The organism is Cellvibrio sp. KY-GH-1 (assembly GCF_008806975.1).
Lineage (GTDB): Bacteria > Pseudomonadota > Gammaproteobacteria > Pseudomonadales > Cellvibrionaceae > Cellvibrio.
Window position 1 is genome coordinate 228595 of record NZ_CP031728.1, and the last position, 22803, is coordinate 251397.

Genomic DNA, 22803 nt, shown 5'->3' on the forward strand with positions numbered 1-22803 from the left:
CCTATTTGCGATTCAGGTAGCTAGGTGAGGTAACGGTTTCGAGCATCATATCGCGCAGGTCAGTGGACTTGCCCTGCCAGCGCGAGTAGCTCGCATCAACCGAACACTGATTGGGGTCGGAAACGCCGGTCGCAAAACGTTGGTACTGTTGAGTCACACACTTGGATGCTGCCTGGGCACCGGAGCTGGCCAATACTGTTGAGAGGCCACGCAAATCGGTGAAGTTGTAGCTGTCCGTTTCGGTCATTACTGCCAAGCCGGAAATGCTGCCGCTGGCATCCACAGGGATGTTGTTGCCTTCCAGGGTGCGGAAACGGCCCACAGCGTCATAGTTTTCAAACCCGAAGCCGATATTGTCGATGTACTGGTGACAAGACTGGCAATTGGTATTGCTGGTATGGGCTGCGAAGCGTTGGCGTGTCGGCTTGTTTGGATCAAGCGGTTCCACTTCGCCTACGTTGGGCGGCGGCGGTGCAAATTCCTGGCAGAGCAGGTTGCGGCGAACCAGCAAACCGCGGTGGATCGGATGAGACTCTTTCTGGGTTGCGAGTGTGGCGGTAATCGCACCCAAGTGCAGTACACCGCCACGTTGCGCGTTAGTCGCTACCTTTTGGAATTGGTCGCCACTGACACCGGCAATGCCGTAGTAGCTAGCCAATGGGCCGTTAAGGAAGCTGAAGCCAGGGTTAAACACATCCGCAATTTTGTAACCGGGTTTGAGGAATATTTCGGTCAGGAAACTATCCAGCTCGGTTTTCATGGCCGCGCCAATTGCAGTAGTGAACTGCGGGTACAACGTTTTGTCGCGCTGCAGAGCCGCTAGATCATCTACATGCAACCATTGCTGTCCAAAGTAGGCGAATTGCGTGCTTGCTTTAGCGGTTCCCAGGAGGCGTTCCGCTTGGGTGCGCAACTGTGCTGGTGTGTTTAGGCGATTGTTGTCAGCCTCGGTGAACAAGGTGGCATCGGGCATGGAGCCGGTGAAAGTGTATGCCAGAAGAGATGCTGTTTCGTATTGGGTCAAACTGCCGGTGCCGCTGAATGTTGATCCAATTTCCGAGCGATACAGGAAGTTGGGCGAGGCGAGCATTGCTTGAATGACCAAGCGCGCACCCGCGTCATTGCTAGCACCCAGACGGAACAAGTTGTTGTAGGAGGTTTGCTCTGCACTGGTGAGTGGGCGACGGAATGCACGTTTACCGAAGGCAGGTACAAATGTTGATGCACACTGGTCGCGCGGTGTTGACGTGCTACAGCTCATCAAACTGGTGAGACTGACATTGGTTGCGAGGTTCTTTGCTGCATTCCAATAGGTGTCCATGCCACTACTGTTGATTTTCTTGGCGTTGACGTTATCAAAGCCTTTTACTTTGGTGTCAGGCTCCAAGGTGGCCGCGACTGTTGCTCCGGTGGTGACGCCCAGTAGATCGTTAATCGTATTGGCATATTCGCGATTGGTCAGCAGACGCAAGCGACGCGGCAGTATGTCTTCCCCGGTGGTACAAACGACAGGCGGTTTCCAGGTGAGAATGTAGTCGGCGATTTTGGTTGCACAATCGCCTACGCAACTGCTTGGATCGTTGAGCGGCATGCTGGAGTCGATTTTTGTGATCAGCGAGTTACGGGTCCAGCGGTCGACCACAATAGGGCGCATTGGGTTGTCCCCGCGCGCGCCGTGACAGTTGGCACAGCCTTTCTGGGTGTAGAGTTGTTCCCCGGTCAGATTACTGATAACGCTGGAGCTGACTGACGAAGCGCTTCTGCTACTGGAAGACGAGCTCATCGCAGGTTTCAGAGACAAGAAGTAGGCAGCAGTGTCAGCGGCACATTGACCTACGCAAGCAGCGGGGTCGCTTTTCGGCATATTGTCTTCGATGTACTTAACGATATTGGCCGACGTGGTAAAGCGCAGGTTGCGCGGGTCAATTTTGCTTAGGCTGCTACCTGCAGTGCCATCAGCATTGACTGCGTGACAGAACAAGCAGCCAACTGCCGGGCTTTCCCACAGTGTTTTGCCCCGTGCTGCATCACCCATCAGCATCGGAGCTGACGAAGAAGACGCACTTCTGGAGCTAACCGACGACGATGAGGATGTGCTTCCGAACTGATAGGTATAGGTAAGGCCTAAGGAGTTAGATGCCTCGGACGGAATGCTGTCTGTATAACCGATTACCTTATAGGTCACGCTCTTAAAGTCCGCTGCGCCTGCGGCATTTTCCACTCCATTGGTGAAATAGGCGATATTGGCCGACACCTTGCCCACCGTTACCCAGCGGTTATTGATGTCGTTGCGGCGAATCAGGAATCCACTTTCCGTAGCGCTGGTGTCAGTCCAGGTCAGGCTGGCGGAGGCAGTTGTATTGTTCATAGTTCCCATCAGGCTAATGGGGGCCGAAGGTGCCTGAGCCAGACGAATGGCTGGCAGGTTGCCCGGGTTATCCCTTGTGAGGAACATTTTGAAATACACAGGCACACGCTCTCCAATCGATGATGCACCCACCGCCATCCGCAACGCCTCGATACCGGCATTCAGATCATAGTCGGTACTGTTGATCAAAATGGGTTTGCGTGGCGACACGCTGACGCTGTTCGCTGCATGTTTGATCATTAAGGCATCAAAGGAAATTGCTTTGGATATCCCGTGCAGCACCAGGTTTCCGGTGAGCACTTGATTGCTGATACCGCCTACTGGCATAGCGTCGATTGCAGCCAGATCCAAGGTGGTGGTGAAGTGCATACTTGGCAGTATGTCTGTTTCAAATAACATCTGCTTCATGCGGGTGTTGCGCAAATCGATGCCGGTAGAAATGCTTCCTAGCGGAATCGTTAAGGTTGCTTGTCCATTCGCAGCGACGGTGCCTTGCAATTGCGTGAAGGTGAATGCCTCGGCGACATCCGTATTTTTTACCGAGACAAAGTTCAGCAAAGACTTGGTTTCGTTGATCAACCAGCGCGCAGTAACTGCCGGAGCGCTGCTACTACTCGCGCTGCTCTGGCTACTGATACTGCTGCGGCTCGATCCAGGCGGTACGCTGCTTGAGCTGGAGGTTGTCGGTTGGCTGCTGGCACTGCTGCGGCTACTGCTGGTCATCGGCTGACTGCTAGTGCTACCGCCGCAGACTGCGTCATTCAAGGTGAAGTTGGTGGGGATAGCGCCCGGAGCATTGTTGTGGGTAAAACCGAAATTGGCGCTGCCATTCGTGGCTAAATTGCCGTTGTAACTGGCGCTTTTGACACAAACACTTTTTCCGTTTTGGGTGCGCGTTCCGTTCCACAAATTATTGATGGCTTCATTGCCGTTAAATGTCCAGCAAAGTTCCCAACTGGTTTTCGCGCTGCCGAGATTGGTGAGGGTGACATCGGCCTGGCCGCCATTACCCCAGCTGTTAGTAATCTTGTAATTGACGCTGCAATTCGCCTGGGCTGTTGGAGCACTGGACGCAAATAAGCCCAGTGCTACCAAGCCGGCGGGAAACAGCGATTTGGATAAGAATCGTTTCATAGTCGTTGCTCTCCTGGCCAATTAACGGGCGTCAAAGACGAGAGTGAAATCCACTGGAACTGCCTTGCTGATCGAGGCAATAGCCACGGCGGCGCGCAGTGCTTCCACTCCGTTGCTGAGATCGTAGTCCGCAGCACTTACCAACACTGGTGTGAGGTTCTGTACCAGCACGCGATTGTTCGTCAGTTTTTGCACGGAGACGCGAGTGGCAAGCGGTTGGTCGACGCCATGCAAATTCAAGGTGGCAGTTACATCAATTTCGCTTGTGCTACCGACCGCGAGATTGGTGAGCAAGCCGTTAGGCACCGCGAGAGTGACGGTTGCATTGGGGAAACTAACTACTTCGAATAACAGATCGCGCATGCGTTGATCGCGCAGGGCAATACCAGTGTTAACACTGCTCAGGTTGATGGTTAATGTGGCTATGCCACCATCGCTGATAGCTCCGGAGATTTCGCCAAAACTGTGCGCTTCAATCACGTGGGTATTTTTGGTTGTCACGAAGTTGAGATAAGACGCGCTCGGGTTCAGGCTCCAAGTACTGGCTTGTGGCAGGGATGACGCGCTGGCCGCACTGCTGGTGGATGTTGCTGATGAACTGCTGGGCATGGAGCTTGCCGAAGTGGAGGGCAAGCTGCTACTCGATACACCTCTACTGGTAGAGGAAGAGCTAACCAGACTACTGGACGGCGCACTGCTCGATGGAGCGCTGCTGGAACTCGGCTGAGGGGTGTTACAGCCAATACGGTCGCCACCCACAGCTACGTCATCAATCCAACCTTCAATGCCGCCACTTTGTTGGTAACTTCTGAAACCGAAGCCCAACCAGTCGAGGCTGGCCGGAACCGCGGCAAAGCCGGGGAGGTTGGTGGCGCCAGTCGTTCTGCCGCCGTTGGTGAAGAAGAGTTCTTCGCCATTGCGGAAAAAGCGATAGGTTTGGGTTTGATGGTTTACGTACCACTCGGTGCACACCCAGCTGCTATCGAAGTTATAGGCGTAAGCGCCCTGCAGGGACACATCGCCTGGTTCTACGTTGTAGATGTATTGATGCTTTCCACTGGCTTCCTGCACCGTGTCCACAAAACGAAATTCGGCGTTGTTGCCACGTGAAGTCACGAATGTCCCGTGGAGCCAGGTGTTGATATTTGGTACTGGCGTTTTCATCTTGTAATAGAGCCGACCCCAGTGAGTACCGGAGACGCTGTTCTTTTTGAAATAGCCGTAGTTACTCGCGTTGGTGCTGGTGAACTTCACCGAGCGATTTCCGCTGCGAGCTTCTTGCCCCTGAACTACCGCAATGCCATTACCTTCTTGAGTAAAGCCAGAGGGAATTGTCCCTGGGGCAGTGTTTTCAAAGTCCAGGCAAAAGAGTGTGTTGTTGCCGCATCCCATCACCGTAGGAGCGGAACTGTTCGAGCTACTCGTTACGGTGCTGGAACGAGAGGATGCTGGTGCGGAAGATGTGGGTGATGAGGATGCGGAACCATCGCAAATCGCGCCACTGATTACCGCTAATTCTGCCGGCGCACTCCCTTTACTGCCTTGCACGCCGAACTCTACCGTTTGGTTGGGTTGCAGGTTGCCATTCCAGCCGACGTTACTGGCGGTATAGGGATTGCTGCCAGACATGGTCACGTTCCAGCTACTGGTAATTCGGTCCGCGCCGTTGTAGCGCCAGTTGATATTCCAGCCAGAGACGGGGGCCGTACCAGAGTTGGTGACTTTAATGGTGGCGGTAAACCCTCCTCCCCATTGATCGTTCACGACATACTGGCAGGCAGCGAATGCCTGGGGTGTGAGTGCGGTAATAGCGAGTGAAACACCAGCCGCCCAAAGTGGACGGCAAAACCGTCCCAATGGGCGAGGTGGTTTCACTATGGCTGCAAAGTGGCTCATAGGTTTCTTCCTCCTGGGTTGTGTTGAAATGCTTTAGGGTCTTAACAAACACGGTTACAGCGACTTTCCCTAATCCCGAAACGGCACATGAGCGCCAAAAGCCAAGGTCGTCTTCAAGGGTGGGGGCATTTTTATCGTTATGTTTTTTCGTTTATAAGTGTGATTGCGTTAACAAATTATTTTTTTGAATATCTTTTACGGCTTTTAATTTCTATTTTTTGAGTTGGATTTTGCACTTTGTGAGGAGCTTTTTCCTACATCATAAAATCTTGTTATTGTTTTTAAAATGGTGCTAATTGGCGCTAAAATCTAATAAATTGACATCAAGAAATAGGTTTGCCTTCAGTGTTTATGTTGTTCAGCGATGGCTAAGTTTTTAAATGATTGCGCAATCTTATTTGGGTCGATGCCAAATCTAGTGCACAGTCAGATATTGAGCAATTTTTTAACGGAGGGATGGTTGGGAACTATTAAGGTTTATTAACAATTGAAAACCTGAGGAGAAATGATCTGAAAGTCTTGTTTGGTGCGGGTTAGAGTGGAAAAAGGGGGGGAATAAGAGAGGAAATGTCGTTAAATCGGTTAACAAAAATTATCAATTGTTGCTGCTGAATTTATCATCCATGCCGATTTCGGCTCATCTGTGAAAAACCTGGTGATCAACAATGTGTTAAAAAAAACAGCGCCCGAAGGCGCTGCAATAATGTGTTGATAACGTTTTACCCGGTGGTTATGCCCACACAGTGGATACAGATCCGCCTGAGTAAGGGGTGTAACCAGTCAAACCAATCGCTTCTGCAGCGTTGTCCAACAGTTGGGTGTGCATACTACCCGCCACCACGCGTCCGCCGCGGAACGAACTGCTGCCACTCGCTAACATCAAAGGTGCATCCTCGCCCAGGTGAACTTGTCCGTTACCCATATCGCTCAATTGAACAATCAAGGTTGAATTGAACAGTGGTGCTCCGGTCTCATCCGGGGTAGTTTTCAGGATGTTGATCAAGCTGGCGACACGACCTTGCAGGTAAGCGCGTTGCGCGATAAAAGGCGCATCCTGACCCACGTGGATTGAACCGTGGTAAGTGTCGGTGAAGCCAGTCGCCGCGAAGTTTCCGCCATCTGTACCCATTTGAATGCTCACCACTTTGGTCAGGTTACAAGCCAAAGCCAGAGCAGCGTTGCGTGCCTGCTGGTCAAACAGTTGGGTGAAGTGAGCACCCAGCATTGGATCAGCGTCGGTTGCGCCGTAGTTGTCCCACGCCGGATTGGTACACGCACCGGTTGTGGTAGTGGTGGAGTTGGTCAGATCGTTTTTAAGTTTCTGAATTGCTGCAATGTTTTGATCCACGCGCAATTGTTCTTCTACCGAAAGCTGGTTGCGAATCTTGTTCAGCGCCGCCAGGTTTACATCGTAAATTTTCATCTGTTGTTGCTGGGCAGTTGAGCCAGTGCTGGCGCCGCCGGTAAACAGACTGTTGAACACGGTGCGTGGGTTACTAACGTAAGTGGATTGAGTCCAGGTATTTACGGAAGAAATCGAGCAGTCCAGGGTAGCACCATCAGCGCCGTTGGAAATAACGCCTAAACGCAATGAACCGAAGCGCGATGCAGCACCAATGGTCGATTGCGCCAATACGTTGTCCACGGTAGTCCCGTTGCCGTTGAAGGCGCCCAGTACGCGGAAGGTTAGACCGTGACCGCCCGCTGGAGTAGTGCCAGAAACGATTGCAGCATTGCTAATGAAAATGCAGTTGTTTTTGTGGGTATCCATTGGTTGTGAGCAAGCTTTCATCACCAGTGAGCCGGCCGAACCGGTTGGCGTGAAGGTTGCGGTGGCGTGGCCTGGAGTACCGCCCGGGATGTACACAAAAATAACGCGCTTAACTTTGTTAGTTGCCGTTTGCGCTTCCGCGAAGCGACTGGATAACACGCCCATGGCCAAGGTTGATGCCTGGAGCGCTGGTATGGAAATACCGGTTTTGGCAACAAACTTTAAAAAATTGCGGCGATGTTCATCAGCCATTTTTTTGAAGTCATTCATAGTTAAAACCCTTTTTATCCCTTGCCAGCGAATCCGCTGACGATTGATTGGGAAGAAAATTTTTTAAAGGGTGGGGCTGGCCCCACCCGGATTTTTTTAGGTTTGCCGGTAATTAGAAGTCTTTACGGTAACGTACTGACTTCAAGCTACCCAAGTTTTGCAACATGACTTTCGGGCTATTGCTGTTAGCAGCCATTTGCTGGATCAGCGCGGCAACTTCTACAGAGTTTGCTTGCTGTTGCGCAGCAGGCAATGGAATTGGCTTGTCGTCGCTGCCAGTCAGATTGCGATCAAAGTAGTTCACACCGGTACCGAATGCCATGCGGTAGTTGTTTTCAATGAAACACGCGCGCAGTTGTGCGAAGCCATCTGTTGAAGCAACCAGTTTAGCGCCCAGGTCTTTGGTGCCGGCGAAGGTGAGTGACTTGCCGTCATCCACACTGTTTACACCGTAAAGGGTGCCGTCGTCGTCCTGGAAGGCAACCGACAGATTGTTGTCATCGCGAGTGCGTGGCAAGCCAATCGGACTGAAGTCTTCGAAGCCGAAGCCCAGTGGGTTGATCATCTTCAAGTGACAGTTGGTACATGGGCTTACACTGGTCAGGAAGTGATATTCCTGGCGAGCGGTTGCGAATCCACCCTGGCTGGTTTTCAACGCTTCAAACGCAGCGGCTTGGTCAGCACGCAGTTGGTCCAGCGCTACACCGGTAGGTGGGTTAGGTACGTCGTGACACAGGAATGAGCGACGGGTACGAACCGCACGAAGGATTGGCGCCGTTTTGGCGAAGTGAGCGTTGCGTGCCATAAATGCACCCGAGGCAATCAAACCACCGCGATTGGTTGTAGTCACTTTGCTTACGCTGGTTCCCAGTCCGCTGGTGCTCAAGCCATAGAAGCTTGCCAGAGCAGAGTTAGCGAAAGTGTAAGAGCTGGTGTACAGATTGCTGAATGCGGCGCCGTCCAGAATTACGTCGTTATAGATTGCGCGTGCTTCTTCCAGCATGGCTTTTTGCACATCGGTGGTGTAAGTCGGATAGCGAGCAGGATCGCGCGCATCGTATTGCAGACCTTCTGCATCCAGCCATTGCACGGCGAAATTACCGAAGTGACTGCGAGCTTTGGTAGTTCCCAGCAAACGGGTAATTTGCGCTTCAATTTGCGCTTTGGTCCACAGCGACTTGCTATCAGCTGCGGCCAGCAAGGTAGCATCTGGTGTACTGCCGGTGTAGGTGAAGGCCAGGAATGAAGCCATCTCGTACGGAGTCAGTACATAAGCAGTGTCGGGCAGAGATGTGCGGTCAGCTGCTGGAACATCGTTGATAGTGATGTTGGCAGTGGTATCTACAGTGCCGGCGCGAAGATCAGCGACTTTCACACCCATTTCACTGCGGTACAGGAATTGAGGAGAAGTCAGTACCGCACGCAGAGCCAGCTTCAACGCATCACTGGTAGTGGTTACGCCGAGGCTAGAGGAGAAGAAGGTTGCATAGTTGGTCTTCTCTTCGGTGGTCAATGGACGACGGAAAGCACGTTTAGCGAAGTCAGCCACAAAGGTATCGCCGCAAGCGGCAACAGTACCTGAACAGGTTGCTACACCTGCGAAGCTTTTCGCCGCAGAGGCAGTGGCGATTTTGGTGGCCAGAGCTTCATAAGCGCGAGCACTGTTTTCGGTGATAGTTGCACGGGTATTGTTAGTGAAACCATTCACCAAAATGTCCGCCGGGATAGACGCCAGAGTTGCCGCATCCAGGGTGGTTTTCAGATCCACACCGGTCAGATCAAGAACGCTGTTGATGTATTCGTTCTTGCTCAGGATGCGCAGAGAGCGATCGGCGTAAGTTGGTGCACACGAGTCACCTACGCAGATACTGCTAACTGAGCTGGAAGAGACTGAGCTGGCGACAGAAGAACTGCTGCTGGCAATGGTTTGGCCGCGCAGGGACCAGAGGTATGCCGCAACGTCCTGACAAGCATTGTTAGTGCAGTGACCAAGCATGTTGTCTTTAATAAAGACCGACAAATCCAGCGCCGAAGTACCGGTATAACCTTTGCCTGCGTACTTGCTCATGGTTTGGTAGGTGAAGGCGTTCACGTTGAAAGTAATCGCGCCGTCACCGAAGAGACCATCGCCGTTGTTGTCTTTGTGGCAGCCATTACAACCACCAGAGCCGGTGAAAATAGTGGCACCAGTCGCTGCAACACCGGTAAATGCGGCACTGCTGGCAACGCTTGATGTGGCGGAGGTCGAACTACCAGAGCTGGTGGTGTTAACGCTATATACCAGTGTCAACGGAGCTGTAGCCGCGGCAGGAATACTATCGGTGTAGCTGATGACTTTGTAGTCATAGCTGCCGGCAGTGGTCAGGCTGTCCAGGTAGCTAACGCTATTCGCCGCGGTGTTTGCTGCAGTTACCCAACGACCGTCAGCGCCTTTACGACGTAACAGGAAACCGGTTTCGGTTGCGCTGGTGTCAGCCCAGTTCAGACTTGCGGCACCAGTGGCGTTTACGGTACCGGTCAAGCTAACGGGTGCAGTAGGTGCGGTCGCCAGCGTGATAGCAGGAGTGTTGCTTGGGTTGCTGTTGCTCAGGAACATCTTGAAGTACACAGGTACTTTCTCGCCGATAGTACTCAAGCCGGCGATAGAGCGCAGGGATTCGATACCCGCATTCAGATCAAAATCCGCTGAATTGATTACGATTGGCTTTTTAGGCGAGAAAGACACGCTGCCGCTGCTGTTTTTTACAACCAGTGCATCAAACACTACGGATTTGGCAATACCATGCAGGGTGAGGTTGCCGGTTACGGATTGTATTGCCGTGGTACCTACACCCATAGCTTCGATCGCAGCCAAGTCCAGCTGGGTAGTAAAGTGCATGCTTGGCAGGTAGGCAGATTCAAACAGCAGATTTTGCATGCGTGGATCGCGGGTAGCGTTGGCAGTGTTAATGCTAGACAGCGGGATAGTCAGAGTTGCTTGACCGCTCGCCGAAACCGTACCTTGGAGGGTGCTAAAGGTAAAATTCTCCGGCGTTTCCACGCCCGCAGTGCTTTTCTTCACGGACACAAAGTGGAAGGTAGAGTTGGTCGTATCCAACAACCAACGTGCAGCCTGGGCATTATTTACTGAGCTGCTGCTTGCGCTCGATGGAACAGAGCTGGCACTGCTGGTGCTTGGAGTACTGCTGGCAGAACCGCCACAAGCTGCACCGTTCAATGTGAATGAGGTAGGCGCTGCCCCCGGGTTATTCACCAGGAAACCGAAAGAGGCAGTGCCATTGGCCGCCAGGTTCGGGTTGTACGGCGCATTCTTCACGCACACGTTTTTACCGCTCTGGGTGTATACACCGTCCCAGAGGTTGTTAATCACATCATTACCAGCATAGGTCCAGCACAATTCCCAGGAGGTCTTGGCGGCACCGGTGTTGGTCAAGGTCACTTTGTACTGAGCGCCAGATCCCCAGTTATTCACACTGGCAAAATCCACACTACAAGCTCCCTGGGCGGTAGCACCGCCGGAAGCCATGATGCCAAGCGCCACGCTGGTGGAGAGCATCGACAGTTTCAATAATTTTTTCATGATAGGTTCTCTCTAAGCTTCATCCAATTAACGGGCGTCAAAGACGAGCGCAAAGTCCACAGGAACCGCGGCACTGATGGAGGCGATAGCCACCGCTGCACGCAGCGCTTCCACACCGGCAGTCATGTTGTAGGTTTCTGCTTTGGTCAGCACCGGTGCCAGGGTTTGCACAAGGATGCGTGAGTTGGACAGTTTTTGGACGGAGACCTTGGTGGTGATGGTTCCGCTCACACCGTGCAGGTTGAGGCTGGCAGTGATATCGGTCGCCGCTGATTGGCCAACGGCCAGACCGCTGATCAAGGTGGCTGGAACAGTCACGGTGACAGTCGCGGTTGGGTAGGTCGCTGTTTCAAACAACATATCTTTCATGCGTTGATCGCGCAGTGCTACACCGGTGTTCACTGTGTTCAGGTCGATGGTCAGGGTGGCTACGCCAGCTGCACTGATATCGCCACTGATACTGGTGAAGTTATGCACTTCCACGTTGTGGGTGTTTTTGGTGGTGACGAAGTTCAGGTAAGAATCGGTAGTGTTCAGGGTCCAGGCGGCAGTGGTTGCAGCAGAAGAGCTGGAACGGCTGCTGGAGCTTGGTGCTACCGAAGAAGAAGGTACTGAACTGCTGGTCATAGCCACGCTGGAAGAGCTTGGTGCTACCGAGCTGCTGGACTTGCTGGAAGAGCTTGGCGCTACGGATGCTACAGAGCTGCTGCTGGCTGGTGGTGGAGTGGTACCACAACCGATTGGCTGGGTAGACACTACGATATCGTCCATCCATACGTCAGCGGTACGGCTGCTGAAGCTGTGGAAACCGAACATGACGTAGTTGAACTTGTCGCTCATCCAGTCAGCGGCCAGAGCGCCGTTGTTCCAATCAGATGCTGAAGTGATTGAGTGTACTTCAGTGCCATTCACACGCATTTTCAGGGTGTCATAGGCTTGGTCAGCCAGGTAATCCACTTCCACGCAGTACCAGGTATTGGCTGCCATTTGCGGGCCGCTCCACCATTGGCTTTGCTTGGGCGCGATGTTATCGCTTGGGATGTGGTTGGTACCTAACACGCCTTTGATTTGACCTACACGGATTTCATCGTTGGCATCGAAGGTTTTCTTGATACCGAAGATGTGTTCGTGGTTGTCGCCGGCCACATTACCCATTGGCACGCTCATATTCACGTAAGCACGGGTATAGAGACGTTGGGTGCCAGCTGGCAGAGCGCGAACCAGTTGCGCCGGTGCTGCGCCACCTTTGAAGTGAACAGACTTGGTACCGGTGTAAGCTTTGGTGGTATCAACCAGGGCGTATTGTGAACCTGAGGCGGTGTTGCTGTTGTTAGGCACCCAGCCGATGAAGTTCTGCCAACCGGCAGGTTGGGTGTTTGCAGTGCCGCTCTCGAAGGTATCGGAGAAGAGTACGCCGCCACCGTTGTTCACAGAGGAGGTGGTCGCGGTGCTGCTCGCAGCTACCGATGATGGCGTTACTGCCGTTGAAGAGGCCGCTTTCGAGGAGGCCGCAGCAGAAGTGGTAGTGGTTCCACCGCACACTGCGCCGGTGATCACCGGTACTTCAGCAGCCGCTGAGCCTTTGGAGCCCTGGAAACCGAATTCAACGCTTTGACCGGCGGCAATGTTGCCATTCCAGCTCAGGTTGGTTGCGGTGTAAGGGTTGGTTCCGCTCAGGGTGGCGTTGTAGCTGGATGTTACACGGTTGTCGCCATTGTATTTCCAGCTAATGTTCCAGCCATTGATTGCGCTTGTCCCATCGTTAGTTATTTTTATCTTGGCATCAAATCCATTATTCCACTGGTTATTGACCACATACTGGCAACCAGCATAGGCCTGAGTGGAAAGAGTGGATACAGCCAGGGAGAACCCGGCCGCATAGAGAGAGCGCGTTAGCGCACCCGCTATACGAGGGTTGATCGCAGAGGCTTTAAAGCTACTCATAGTGTCTTCCTCGGAGGTAAATACCGGCTTGCACCGGCAACGGTCATCAACAATCGTTATTGTTAAAACGGTTAAAACAAGCCGTAGAACAGTGTTCTACGGGTTGTTGTTAAGACAAAACAGCGCTGTCAAAACAACGGAGTCCTGATGTCAACACACCAGGTGTTACTGCTAATCAAACTTTTGGGAGGCGTTCAGATGGATCTGTTCAGCGATCAGGGGCTGTTCGGGTTCAGCTTTGCGCATGGCGCGCAGAACTTCACCGGCAACGATAAAGGCGGTGACCAACAAGCCGGAGTAAATAAACATGACAAAGCTGAAGTCCACGGTGTAGTTCCAGGGTCTGGCGATGCCGAGGTAGCAGGCAAATAACCAGGACGTGGTAGACAATGCACCGGTGAGTACCACCAGGATTTGTTCAAAGGTGGGGAGACCGAGCAGCCCGCGGCGTGAGGTGACACGTGGAAAGCTGTAGTAGTGCAGGGCGATACCGTTCAGGGTGAGCACTGACACTACGGTGAATTTGGCCCAGAGTTTTTCGTTCATCAGGTACTGCTGGGGGTTTTCGAGATAGCCGAGCAATACCAGGGCGAGGCCGGAGATCCACAGCAAAACCAGGGAGATAAACATGATTTCGGCGGACTTGGTGAGGTCTTTTACGGCACTGGAAGAGAGGGCGCCGCCTTTGGTTTTGGCCAAGGCCAGGTCTTGCATCAACAGGATGCCAACAGCCACGCAAGCGGCCAGGAGATGGGCATACACAATCAGGGTTTTAAACATAGTTGTCCGCGCCTTTGTTGTTGTAGTGGTCAAGTTGTTATTGGTTTTTGCTACATATGATTGCGCTAACAAAATCATCAGATACGATCAGGTCGAAAAAATTACAACGAATTTTTAAGTCCTAAAGTGATGATTCCTCTGCTTGCGCAAAAATTTAATTACAACTGGATGGCGAATCAGAAAAGTGCTGAACCTGCTGGTTAAGTGCACTTGTTTCCCTCGTTCTATCACGGCCTTTATAATTTTGGCGCCTTAATTGTCCATTTGGCGCTTGTTGCTTATAACTTAGGTGTTTCTTTTTTGGATATGAAACTATTTTTATATTTATGATTCCACACTACAGCAAATTGACAGCGCGATCAATTCACAAAATTAAATAAAATTAATATTACTTATACGAAGAGAGATGCATGTCACAAAAAAACCGGTTTATTTTCACAAATAAACCGGTTTTTATCTGGTGATAAGGAATTGTTGGGAAACTGACAAAATGGACTATTTGGTGGGTTTGAACATGCGAACCAGCGTCCGGTCCTTCAGAAAAAAATGATGGGTCAAGGCTGCGAGTGCGTGCACAACTACTACACCAATAAGTATCCAGGAAAGATATTTATGGCTAAGTCCTGCGATATTTAGTTGCTCTATCTCCAATAGTAAAACGGATGGAACTTGAAACATTCCAAATACGTCAATCGATTGTCCCTCAGATGTGCAAATGAAATAGCCGCTCACGACAATTGCTAGTAGTAGTACGTACAAAAGCAGCTTGCTAGCTGCAATCGAAATCCGTGCCACAAGGCTTGATGTTAATGACGCCGGGGATTTACTGGAGAGGCGCCATAAAATACGCACAACAATTAGGCTAGATAGCAGAATGCCGAGCGCATAATGAAAATGGGCAATTTTTAACGCGTTGGGGGAGTAGTAACCATAGCTGGTCAAGTAAAAACCGACTCCGAATAGCGTCAAAGTTAAAATGGCACCAAGCCAATGAAATAGAATACTAATTATGCCGAAACCGTTAGATGTGTCTCTTATCATTTTTTACGCCTCTCGATACACGTTATTTTTTTAGTTGTTGGGATGCAAATTTTTTAACGCGGCAATATTACATGAATAACGTTGAATAATTTGTCAGCGCAGAACGCAAATTAAGATAACTGAAAAGATATTTACTTAGCGCCATAAAAAAACCTGATTATTTATTAAAGATACTCTTAATAAACAATCAGGTTTAGCATCCTGGCACAGAGTCAGATGGATCCAACTCTGTAAATCAGGCGGTTTACCAATTCTATTACAAGCCAGAAATGGTAGAGACACCCCAGTTACGGTATGCAGCGCCATTAGGGCTTTGATCAGCACGTAATTTGAGACCTATTGTTTGATAGATTTCAACTTGCGTTTTGCCGCCGATATCCATTACACGCCCACCGCTAATTCCTGCACCTGCAACAATCATTGGGACATCTGAGTTACCGTGAGTATCTACGTTACCCATATCGGAAATTTGGGTGTAAATAGTGGAGCTCATCAGGCCGGCAGCAGTCAGCTTGTCTAGCAGATAAGCATTCAGGCTCGACATGTAATTTACATCTTCGTTATAGAGCGTCGCGTTCCAGTGGTGGCTGGAGTGTGACGCGCGGCCACCCAGTTTGTCGAAAATGAAGTTATGCGCATCGTCTCCAAAAGCGATAGATGCCGACGCAGTCAGGTTACAACTCAGCGCTAAAGCAACGATATCGCACTGCAACTTGCCTACCGCGTCAAAACCGGTAACAGCAGTGTTGGCTGGTTTGGGGCAGGAGCCACTGCTACCGCTACCGCCGGTGGATCCAGTCCCAATAGCGGCTTCAATTTCTTGAATCGCCGTCAAGTGACTGTCCAGCTTCTCTTTCTCGTGGGCGCCCAGTTTGGTTTTCAAGCTGTTAATTGTTGGGTAGTGTAAATCCACAATTGACTTGCGTGGTGCAACGCCACTGGTAGTGGTGGTGCCACCGCTAAACAATATATCCAATGCTGCTTGTGGGCTCGAAGTAGCTGGAATTTCCCTGGAGGTATCACGGCTCAGGTTTGAAATAGGTACGTTGGAGACGTTCAGGCACTTCACTGGGTAGTTAGCACCAATGGTGCGCCCCATGTTGATGTCAAAGCTGTCTTTGCCAAACGATGCGTTATCGAAACGGTGGAACATGATTCCGTGGCCTGCACCGCTCAGCGATCCATTTTTGATCATCACCATTTTACTGTAGTGACTTTGCATTGGCGCTGATTGGATGGGAAGGGTACTGCCGCCGTTAGCCGGAAACCACAGGTTAGGTGTACATCCGCCAGCAGAAAATACCAAGCAGCTTTTGGTGGGTGTGCCGCTTTGTGCTTCAGCCACGCGCGCCATCATTACACCGCCGATAAGGCTGGATGCCTGCAGAACACCAGCAGAAATACCTGCGTGTTTTACCACACGAAGAAAATCTCTACGTTCTTTATCGAAGCAATCTTTATATCTCATTTTTATGACTCCAATTCGTTATCAAGGCAGGGAAGAGGAGCGCGCCTTAGCGCGCCCACTCCTTCCGGAACATCACGGTTTCCAATGCTGGAAGTTCTTCAAGCATTGCGCGTGGGCCTCTGGTTGAAAGTACGTTAGTTAGGTCGCTGATGTCGCAACGATACGCCTTTTCTTCGTCTAAGCTAATGCGCTTGGTGCCAACGTTTCTATCGGAGTCGATCAGGAAGATTGAGTTAATACCTGAGCTGTAGCTCAAGAATTGAGTCGCCATACAAGTTTGGGCCAAGCCGGATACTTGTGGGTGCTCAACTATGGTACGCGCAAAATCTTTGGCTCCGTCGAATTGAATCTCTGGTTTGTAGAGTACGCGATCCGGATCGTTCAGGAATTGCAGTTGTGGATAGGGCGAATAGAAGGTGCCTTTTGCCACAATGGCGTTGCCTTTGAGATCGGTAGTGCGCACGCGACCAGCGGTATCGAAGTTTTCCAAGCCGCCGCCCAATGGGTTGATGATTTCAGCATGGCAGTTAGAGCAGGTGGTGCCTGCAGTAATGCGGTCGAAAATCATGTGTTGGGTAGTAGTTGGTGCTTCGTAGAACGCTTTGTCTTGTGCGAACAAGGCTTCGCGGTCCAGGCTTACACCTGATGGTGGCTCAGGAATATCCTGACACATCAGTTTTCTGCGAATTGCTACCGCACGAGTGATCATGTTTGAATCGGTAGTGCTGGCGTAGCGTGACATGAAGGCACCGGACAACAAGATACCGCCGCGATCTGCTGTAGTTACTTTCACGAATCCATCGGCGTCTTGAGTGCCGCTAAATGGAATGCCGTAGTGAGTGGCCAAACGAGAGTTCACGTGGGTATAGCTTGGGTTGTAAATCGCGGCAAAGGTGGCGGTGCTATCAAGCATGGCCGCTGAGAAGTTTTTACCCAGCTCATTTTTCATGTCAGCACCCAGTGTTGCAAAGTTGCTGATAGCAGTTTTGGTCAGAGTTTCAACTTTGTCAGTACCTACCCAACGGTTTACCAAATCACTCAGCAATACTTTGGCGTTTGGAGAAGACAAGAGCGCAGCGGCTTGTGTACGTACTCCAGCGGCGGTGTTGAGAGAGCCATTGGCGGCTGCAGTCATCAGAGTCGCGTTAGGTGTTGTACCGGTCAAGGTGTAGCTCAAGTAAGTAGCCATTTCATAACCGTCAAGTTTGTAAACGCCGGTGCTGGACAAGGTGCCCAATTCAGAGCGATACAGGAACTGTGGAGATGACAGCATAGCGGTCAATGCGACTTGCATACCATCAGCGACTGCACGGCTACCGGTGGTGCCATTGGCAACGCCCAGATAAGCAGTTTGCTCTTCCGTAGTCAGTGGACGACGGAACACTTTTGGACCCAGGGTGTTAACCAGTGTGCTGGCACAACTAGTAGATGGAGTACAACCGAGGACTGCATTCCAGCGAGTTGCTACGTCAGCTGCAATGCGCTCGGCATTGGCCAGGTAACTGGTGTAGCGCGCCTTATCGACGAACAGGGTGTTGTTGTTAACAAAGACGCCTGAGGTGAAGTCATCCGGCAGAGTTGCGGTAACGTCTGCTTGGTAAGCCACCAGATCTTTCACGGAGCGTTGGTACTCCATTTTGGTGAGCAAACGTAGCGTACGTTGACCATAGCTTTGGGCATTGGATGGACAGCTGAAGTTGCTTACTGGCACATCTGGTACGCCGTCGCTAGGTTTACGCATGGTCAGGATATGTGCTTCCAAGTCGGCGGCGCACTGACCAGTACAGCTACCTTCTTCACCTGGCGGCATCCACTTGGCGATGAACTCTCTGAGGGTACGGTCCTGAGTATCGTTTCTATGGCGATACAAAGTGCGGTTTGGATTAAGCGCAACTGCTACAGCAGTTCCGTTCGCGTTTTTCGCGCCGTCAATACCGTGACAGCCCACGCAACCACGTTGTGTCCAAAGTGTTGCGCCATTCGCGGCATTTCCTACCAGGGTGCCTGAACTGCTAGAGCTGCCCGAAGTGGTAGTGCCGGTGCTGGAAGAGCTGGCAGAGGTAGTAGTTCCAGTGCTGCTCACAGACGAAGCCGATGCGCCACCGGTGAAGGTAACGGTAACCGCAGTCGTGGCCGCTGCCGGAACGCTGTCAGTGAAAGCGATGAGCTTGTAGTCATAGCTGCCGGAAGCAGTCAGAGCGTCCAAATAGCTCACACTGTTAGCATTGAGCTTGGAAGCAGTGTACCAACGACCATCAGCCCCTTTACGACGAACCAGGAAACCCGTTTCAGTCGCGCTGGCATCAGCCCAGTTCAGACTTGCGCCTGTAGTTACCGCTGTACCGGTTACGCTCAGCGGTGCAGATGGTGCAGTCGCCAGGCTGATCGCTGGGGTATTGCTCGGGTTGCTGTTGCTCAGGAACATCTTGAAGTACACAGGTACTTTCTCGCCGATGGTACCCAGGCTCATGAGATTGCGCAGGTATTCAACACCGTAATTGATATCGAAATCGGTAGAGTTGATGACGATTGGTTTTTTCGGTGAGAAAGACACGCTGCCGCTGCTGTTTTTCACAACCAGCGCATCAAACACAACTGACTTGACGATGCCGTGCAGCGTCAGGTTACCGGTCACTGATTGAATGGCAGTGCTACCAGCAGACATAGCTTCAATCGCTGCCAGGTCAAGCTGGGTAGTGAAGTGCAGGTTAGGCAGGTAGGCAGACTCAAAAATGTAGTCCTGCATACGGGTATCGCGCAGTGCGATACCGGTGCTGATGCTGCTCAGTGGGATAGTCAGTGTTGCTTGTCCAGACGGAGATACTGTGCCTTGCAACTGGGTGAAGGTGAAGTTTTCCGGTGTTTCGGCGCCGGTAGTGGCGTTTTTCTTCACGGTCACAAAGTGGAAGGTGGAGTTGGTGCCGTCCAACAACCAGCGGGCTGCTACACCGTTGTTCGCTGAGCTACTGCTGCTGGTGGCAGGAGTAGAGCTGCGGCTGGTGGCAACAGAGCTGGCACTGCTGGTGCTTGGAGTACTGCTGGCAGAACCGCCACAAGCTGCACCGTTCAATGTGAATGAGGTAGGCGCTGCCCCCGGGTTATTCACCAGGAAACCGAAAGAGGCAGTGCCATTGGCCGCCAGGTTCGGGTTGTACGGCGCATTCTTCACGCACACGTTTTTACCGCTCTGGGTGTATACACCGTCCCAGAGGTTGTTAATTACATCATTACCCGCATAGGTCCAGCACAATTCCCAGGAGGTCTTGGCGGCACCGGTGTTGGTCAAGGTCACTTTGTACTGAGCGCCAGATCCCCAGTTATTCACACTGGCAAAATCCACACTACAAGCTCCCTGGGCGGTAGCACCGCCGGAAGCCATGATGCCAAGCGCCACGCTGGTGGAGAGCATCGACAGTTTCAATAATTTTTTCATGATAGGTTCTCTCTAAGCTTCATCCAATTAACGGGCGTCAAAGACGAGCGCAAAGTCCACAGGAACCGCGGCACTGATGGAGGCGATAGCCACCGCTGCACGCAGCGCTTCCACACCGGCAGTCATGTTGTAGGTTTCTGCTTTGGTCAGCACCGGTGCCAGGGTTTGCACAAGGATGCGTGAGTTGGACAGTTTTTGGACGGAGACCTTGGTGGTGATGGTTCCGCTCACACCGTGCAGGTTGAGGCTGGCAGTGATATCGGTCGCCGCTGATTGGCCAACGGCCAGACCGCTGATCAAGGTGGCTGGAACAGTCACGGTGACAGTCGCGGTTGGGTAGGTCGCTGTTTCAAACAACATATCTTTCATACGTTGATCGCGCAGTGCTACACCGGTGTTCACTGTGTTCAGGTCGATGGTCAGGGTGGCTACGCCAGCTGCACTGATATCGCCACTGATACTGGTGAAGTTATGCACTTCCACGTTGTGGGTGTTTTTGGTGGTGACGAAGTTCAGGTAAGAATCGGTAGTGTTCAGGGTCCAGGCGGCAGTGGTTGCAGCAGAAGAGCTGGAACGGCTGCTGGAGCTTGGTGCTACCGAAGAAGAAGGTACTGAACTGCTGGTCATAGCCACGCTGGAAGAGCTTGGTGCTACCGAGCTGCTGGACTTGCTGGAAGAGCTTGGCGCTACGGATGCTACAGAGCTGCTGCTGGCTGGTGGTGGAGTGGTACCACAACCGATTGGCTGGGTAGACACTACGATATCGTCCATCCATACGTCAGCGGTACGGCTGCTGAAGCTGTGGAAACCGAACATGACGTAGTTGAACTTGTCGCTCATCCAGTCAGCGGCCAGAGCGCCGTTGTTCCAATCAGATGCTGAAGTGATTGAGTGTACTTCAGTGCCATTCACACGCATTTTCAGGGTGTCATAGGCTTGGTCAGCCAGGTAATCCACTTCCACGCAGTACCAGGTATTGGCTGCCATTTGCGGGCCGCTCCACCATTGGCTTTGCTTGGGTGCGATGTTATCGCTTGGGATGTGGTTGGTACCTAACACACCTTTGATTTGGCCTACACGGATTTCATCGTTGGCATCGAAGGTTTTCTTGATACCGAAGATGTGTTCGTGGTTGTCGCCGGCCACATTACCCATTGGCACGCTCATATTCACGTAAGCACGGGTATAGAGACGTTGGGTGCCAGCTGGCAGAGCGCGAACCAGTTGCGCCGGTGCTGCGCCACCTTTGAAGTGAACAGACTTGGTACCGGTGTAAGCTTTGGTGGTATCAACCAGAGCGTATTGTGAACCTGAGGCGGTGTTGCTGTTGTTAGGCACCCAGCCGATGAAGTTCTGCCAACCGGCAGGTTGGGTGTTTGCAGTGCCGCTTTCGAAGGTATCGGAGAAGAGTACGCCGCCACCGTTGTTCACAGAGGAGGTGGTCGCGGTGCTGCTACTGGAGAACACGACAGCGACAGAGCTGCTGGACTTGCTGGAACTAGTCGCAGGTACTGATGAGCTGGTTGCTGGTGTAGAGCTGCGTGAAGAGGTTGACGGGGTAGAGCTGGTAACAGTGCCACCGTTGTTGGCAATCATCGCATTGCGTACCAGGGTACCGGACGCAGTCAGCTGAGCGCTGGTCCAGCCACCATTGGCGCTGGCATTAGGCACGAGCGCAGAAGAACCTTCGGCTTTGTCATTCAATGCCCAGTTGGCATTGCTGATACCGTTGGTTTTCAGGAAGCTCAACCAGGTGTTGGTTTCGGTTGTGTCTACAGCACCGGCACCGTCAGCATTCACTGAACCCCACTCGGTCACAAACAGTGCAATACCGCGGTTAAGTGCGGTTTGCGCTTTGTCGCGCAGGGATTGTTTGTGAGTACCAGCATAGAAGTGCAAGGTGTAAGCGATGTTGCTGTAGGCGGTGATTGGATCGTTAGCCGCTACATCAACGTCTTGAGACCAGTTAGGTGTGCCCACGATAATCAGGTTGTCCGGGTCAATTGCACGGATTTCCTTGATGACATCAGTAGCGTAAGGCTTGAGAACACCGCTCCAGGAGATATTCAACGGCTCGTTGTATACCTCATAAATCACGTTGTTGTAGTTACCGTACTTGGTAGCCATTTCTTTGAAGAAAGCGATTGCTGCTGCTTTGTTGTCTTCCGCGTGATGGGTGTGCCAATCGATGATCACATACATGTTGTTGGCAATAGCCGCATCAACCACGGTAGTGGCGCGGGTTTTGTTGGAAGAGTCGGTCAGGTAACCGCCAGTATCTTCAACACCCATAGCAACGCGAATCAGGTTGGCTTTCCAGTCGGACTTCAACCAGGACACAACTTGCGCGTTGTAGTACTTCTCGCCACCCCAACCGGTGTTACTCCAGAACAGGCTCATGCCTGACAGATTGGCGGGTTGGCCGTTGGCGGTTACTTTGTTGCCTTGAACAACCAGTGGTGCAACGCCTTGAGCCGTTCCGTTGGACGATGCTGTAGATGAACGAGAGCTTGACACTACTGCAGTAGAGGATGGTGCTGCAGAGGAAGTGGTAGTGGTTCCACCGCACACTGCGCCGGTGATCACCGGTACTTCAGCAGCCGCTGAGCCTTTGGAACCCTGGAAACCGAATTCAACGCTTTGACCGGCGGCAATGTTGCCATTCCAGCTCAGGTTGGTTGCGGTGTAAGGGTTGGTTCCGCTCAGGGTGGCGTTGTAGCTGGACGTTACACGGTTGTCGCCATTGTATTTCCAGCTAATGTTCCAGCCATTGATTGCGCTTGTCCCATCGTTAGTTATTTTTATCTTGGCATCAAATCCATTATTCCACTGGTTATTGACCACATACTGGCAACCAGCATAGGCCTGAGTGGAAAGAGTGGATACAGCCAGGGAGAACCCGGCCGCATAGAGAGAGCGCGTTAGCGCACCCGCTATACGAGGGTTGATCGCAGAGGCTTTAAAGCTACTCATAGTGTCTTCCTCGGAGGTAAATGCCGGCTTGCACCGGCAACGGTCATCAACATCGTTCTTGTTAAAACGGTTAAAACAAGGGGTAAAACAAAGCGATAAAACCAGGCGATGACAGAAACAGCGCTGTCATCGCCGCCGATCAGGC

General features: G+C 51.9%; 10 protein-coding genes. All 10 read right to left on the reverse strand.

The window, feature by feature from the left end:
* Position 1 precedes the first annotated feature (1 nt).
* Entirely contained in the window at positions 2 to 3502 is a 3501-nt protein-coding gene (locus D0C16_RS00900; RefSeq protein WP_151030594.1) for a DUF1592 domain-containing protein, read from the reverse strand.
* Positions 3503 to 3523: 21 nt separating this feature from the next.
* On the reverse strand, positions 3524 to 5398 hold the full coding sequence (locus D0C16_RS00905; protein WP_151030595.1) for a cellulose binding domain-containing protein: 1875 nt from the start codon (positions 5396 to 5398) through the stop codon (positions 3524 to 3526).
* Positions 5399 to 6128: 730 nt separating this feature from the next.
* Positions 6129 to 7439 (reverse strand): DUF1552 domain-containing protein, encoded by a 1311-nt coding sequence (locus tag D0C16_RS00910; RefSeq protein ID WP_151030596.1) that lies wholly within the window; start codon positions 7437 to 7439, stop codon positions 6129 to 6131.
* 112 nt (positions 7440 to 7551) lie between these two features.
* A complete protein-coding gene (locus D0C16_RS00915) occupies positions 7552 to 11019 on the reverse strand; it encodes a DUF1592 domain-containing protein (RefSeq protein ID WP_151030597.1) in 3468 nt (1155 codons plus the stop codon).
* 27 nt (positions 11020 to 11046) lie between these two features.
* On the reverse strand, positions 11047 to 12963 hold the full coding sequence (locus D0C16_RS24290; RefSeq protein WP_225318853.1) for a cellulose binding domain-containing protein: 1917 nt from the start codon (positions 12961 to 12963) through the stop codon (positions 11047 to 11049).
* A 171-nt stretch (positions 12964 to 13134) separates the two neighbouring features.
* Positions 13135 to 13743, reverse strand: a complete 609-nt coding sequence (locus tag D0C16_RS00930; RefSeq protein WP_151030598.1) for a DUF2214 family protein — start codon at positions 13741 to 13743, stop codon at positions 13135 to 13137.
* Positions 13744 to 14238: 495 nt separating this feature from the next.
* Positions 14239 to 14784, reverse strand: coding sequence for a cytochrome b (locus D0C16_RS00935; RefSeq protein WP_151030599.1), 546 nt, complete (start codon positions 14782 to 14784; stop codon positions 14239 to 14241).
* 256 nt (positions 14785 to 15040) lie between these two features.
* Entirely contained in the window at positions 15041 to 16252 is a 1212-nt protein-coding gene (locus D0C16_RS00940; RefSeq protein WP_151030600.1) for a DUF1552 domain-containing protein, read from the reverse strand.
* Between the two features lie 46 nt (positions 16253 to 16298).
* A complete protein-coding gene (locus D0C16_RS00945; RefSeq protein ID WP_151030601.1) occupies positions 16299 to 19685 on the reverse strand; it encodes a DUF1592 domain-containing protein in 3387 nt (1128 codons plus the stop codon).
* 27 nt (positions 19686 to 19712) lie between these two features.
* Complete coding sequence (locus D0C16_RS24295; RefSeq protein WP_225318854.1) at positions 19713 to 22658, reverse strand: cellulase family glycosylhydrolase; 2946 nt, start codon at positions 22656 to 22658, stop codon at positions 19713 to 19715.
* Positions 22659 to 22803 lie beyond the last annotated feature (145 nt).

Coding starts and splice junctions, on each gene's coding strand:
- D0C16_RS00900 (WP_151030594.1), bottom strand. CDS start 3,502: ATGAAACGATTCTTATCCAAATCGCTGTTTCCCGCCGGCTTGGTAGCA.
- D0C16_RS00905 (WP_151030595.1), bottom strand. CDS start 5,398: ATGAGCCACTTTGCAGCCATAGTGAAACCACCTCGCCCATTGGGACGG.
- D0C16_RS00910 (WP_151030596.1), bottom strand. CDS start 7,439: ATGAATGACTTCAAAAAAATGGCTGATGAACATCGCCGCAATTTTTTA.
- D0C16_RS00915 (WP_151030597.1), bottom strand. CDS start 11,019: ATGAAAAAATTATTGAAACTGTCGATGCTCTCCACCAGCGTGGCGCTT.
- D0C16_RS24290 (WP_225318853.1), bottom strand. CDS start 12,963: ATGAGTAGCTTTAAAGCCTCTGCGATCAACCCTCGTATAGCGGGTGCG.
- D0C16_RS00930 (WP_151030598.1), bottom strand. CDS start 13,743: ATGTTTAAAACCCTGATTGTGTATGCCCATCTCCTGGCCGCTTGCGTG.
- D0C16_RS00935 (WP_151030599.1), bottom strand. CDS start 14,784: ATGATAAGAGACACATCTAACGGTTTCGGCATAATTAGTATTCTATTT.
- D0C16_RS00940 (WP_151030600.1), bottom strand. CDS start 16,252: ATGAGATATAAAGATTGCTTCGATAAAGAACGTAGAGATTTTCTTCGT.
- D0C16_RS00945 (WP_151030601.1), bottom strand. CDS start 19,685: ATGAAAAAATTATTGAAACTGTCGATGCTCTCCACCAGCGTGGCGCTT.
- D0C16_RS24295 (WP_225318854.1), bottom strand. CDS start 22,658: ATGAGTAGCTTTAAAGCCTCTGCGATCAACCCTCGTATAGCGGGTGCG.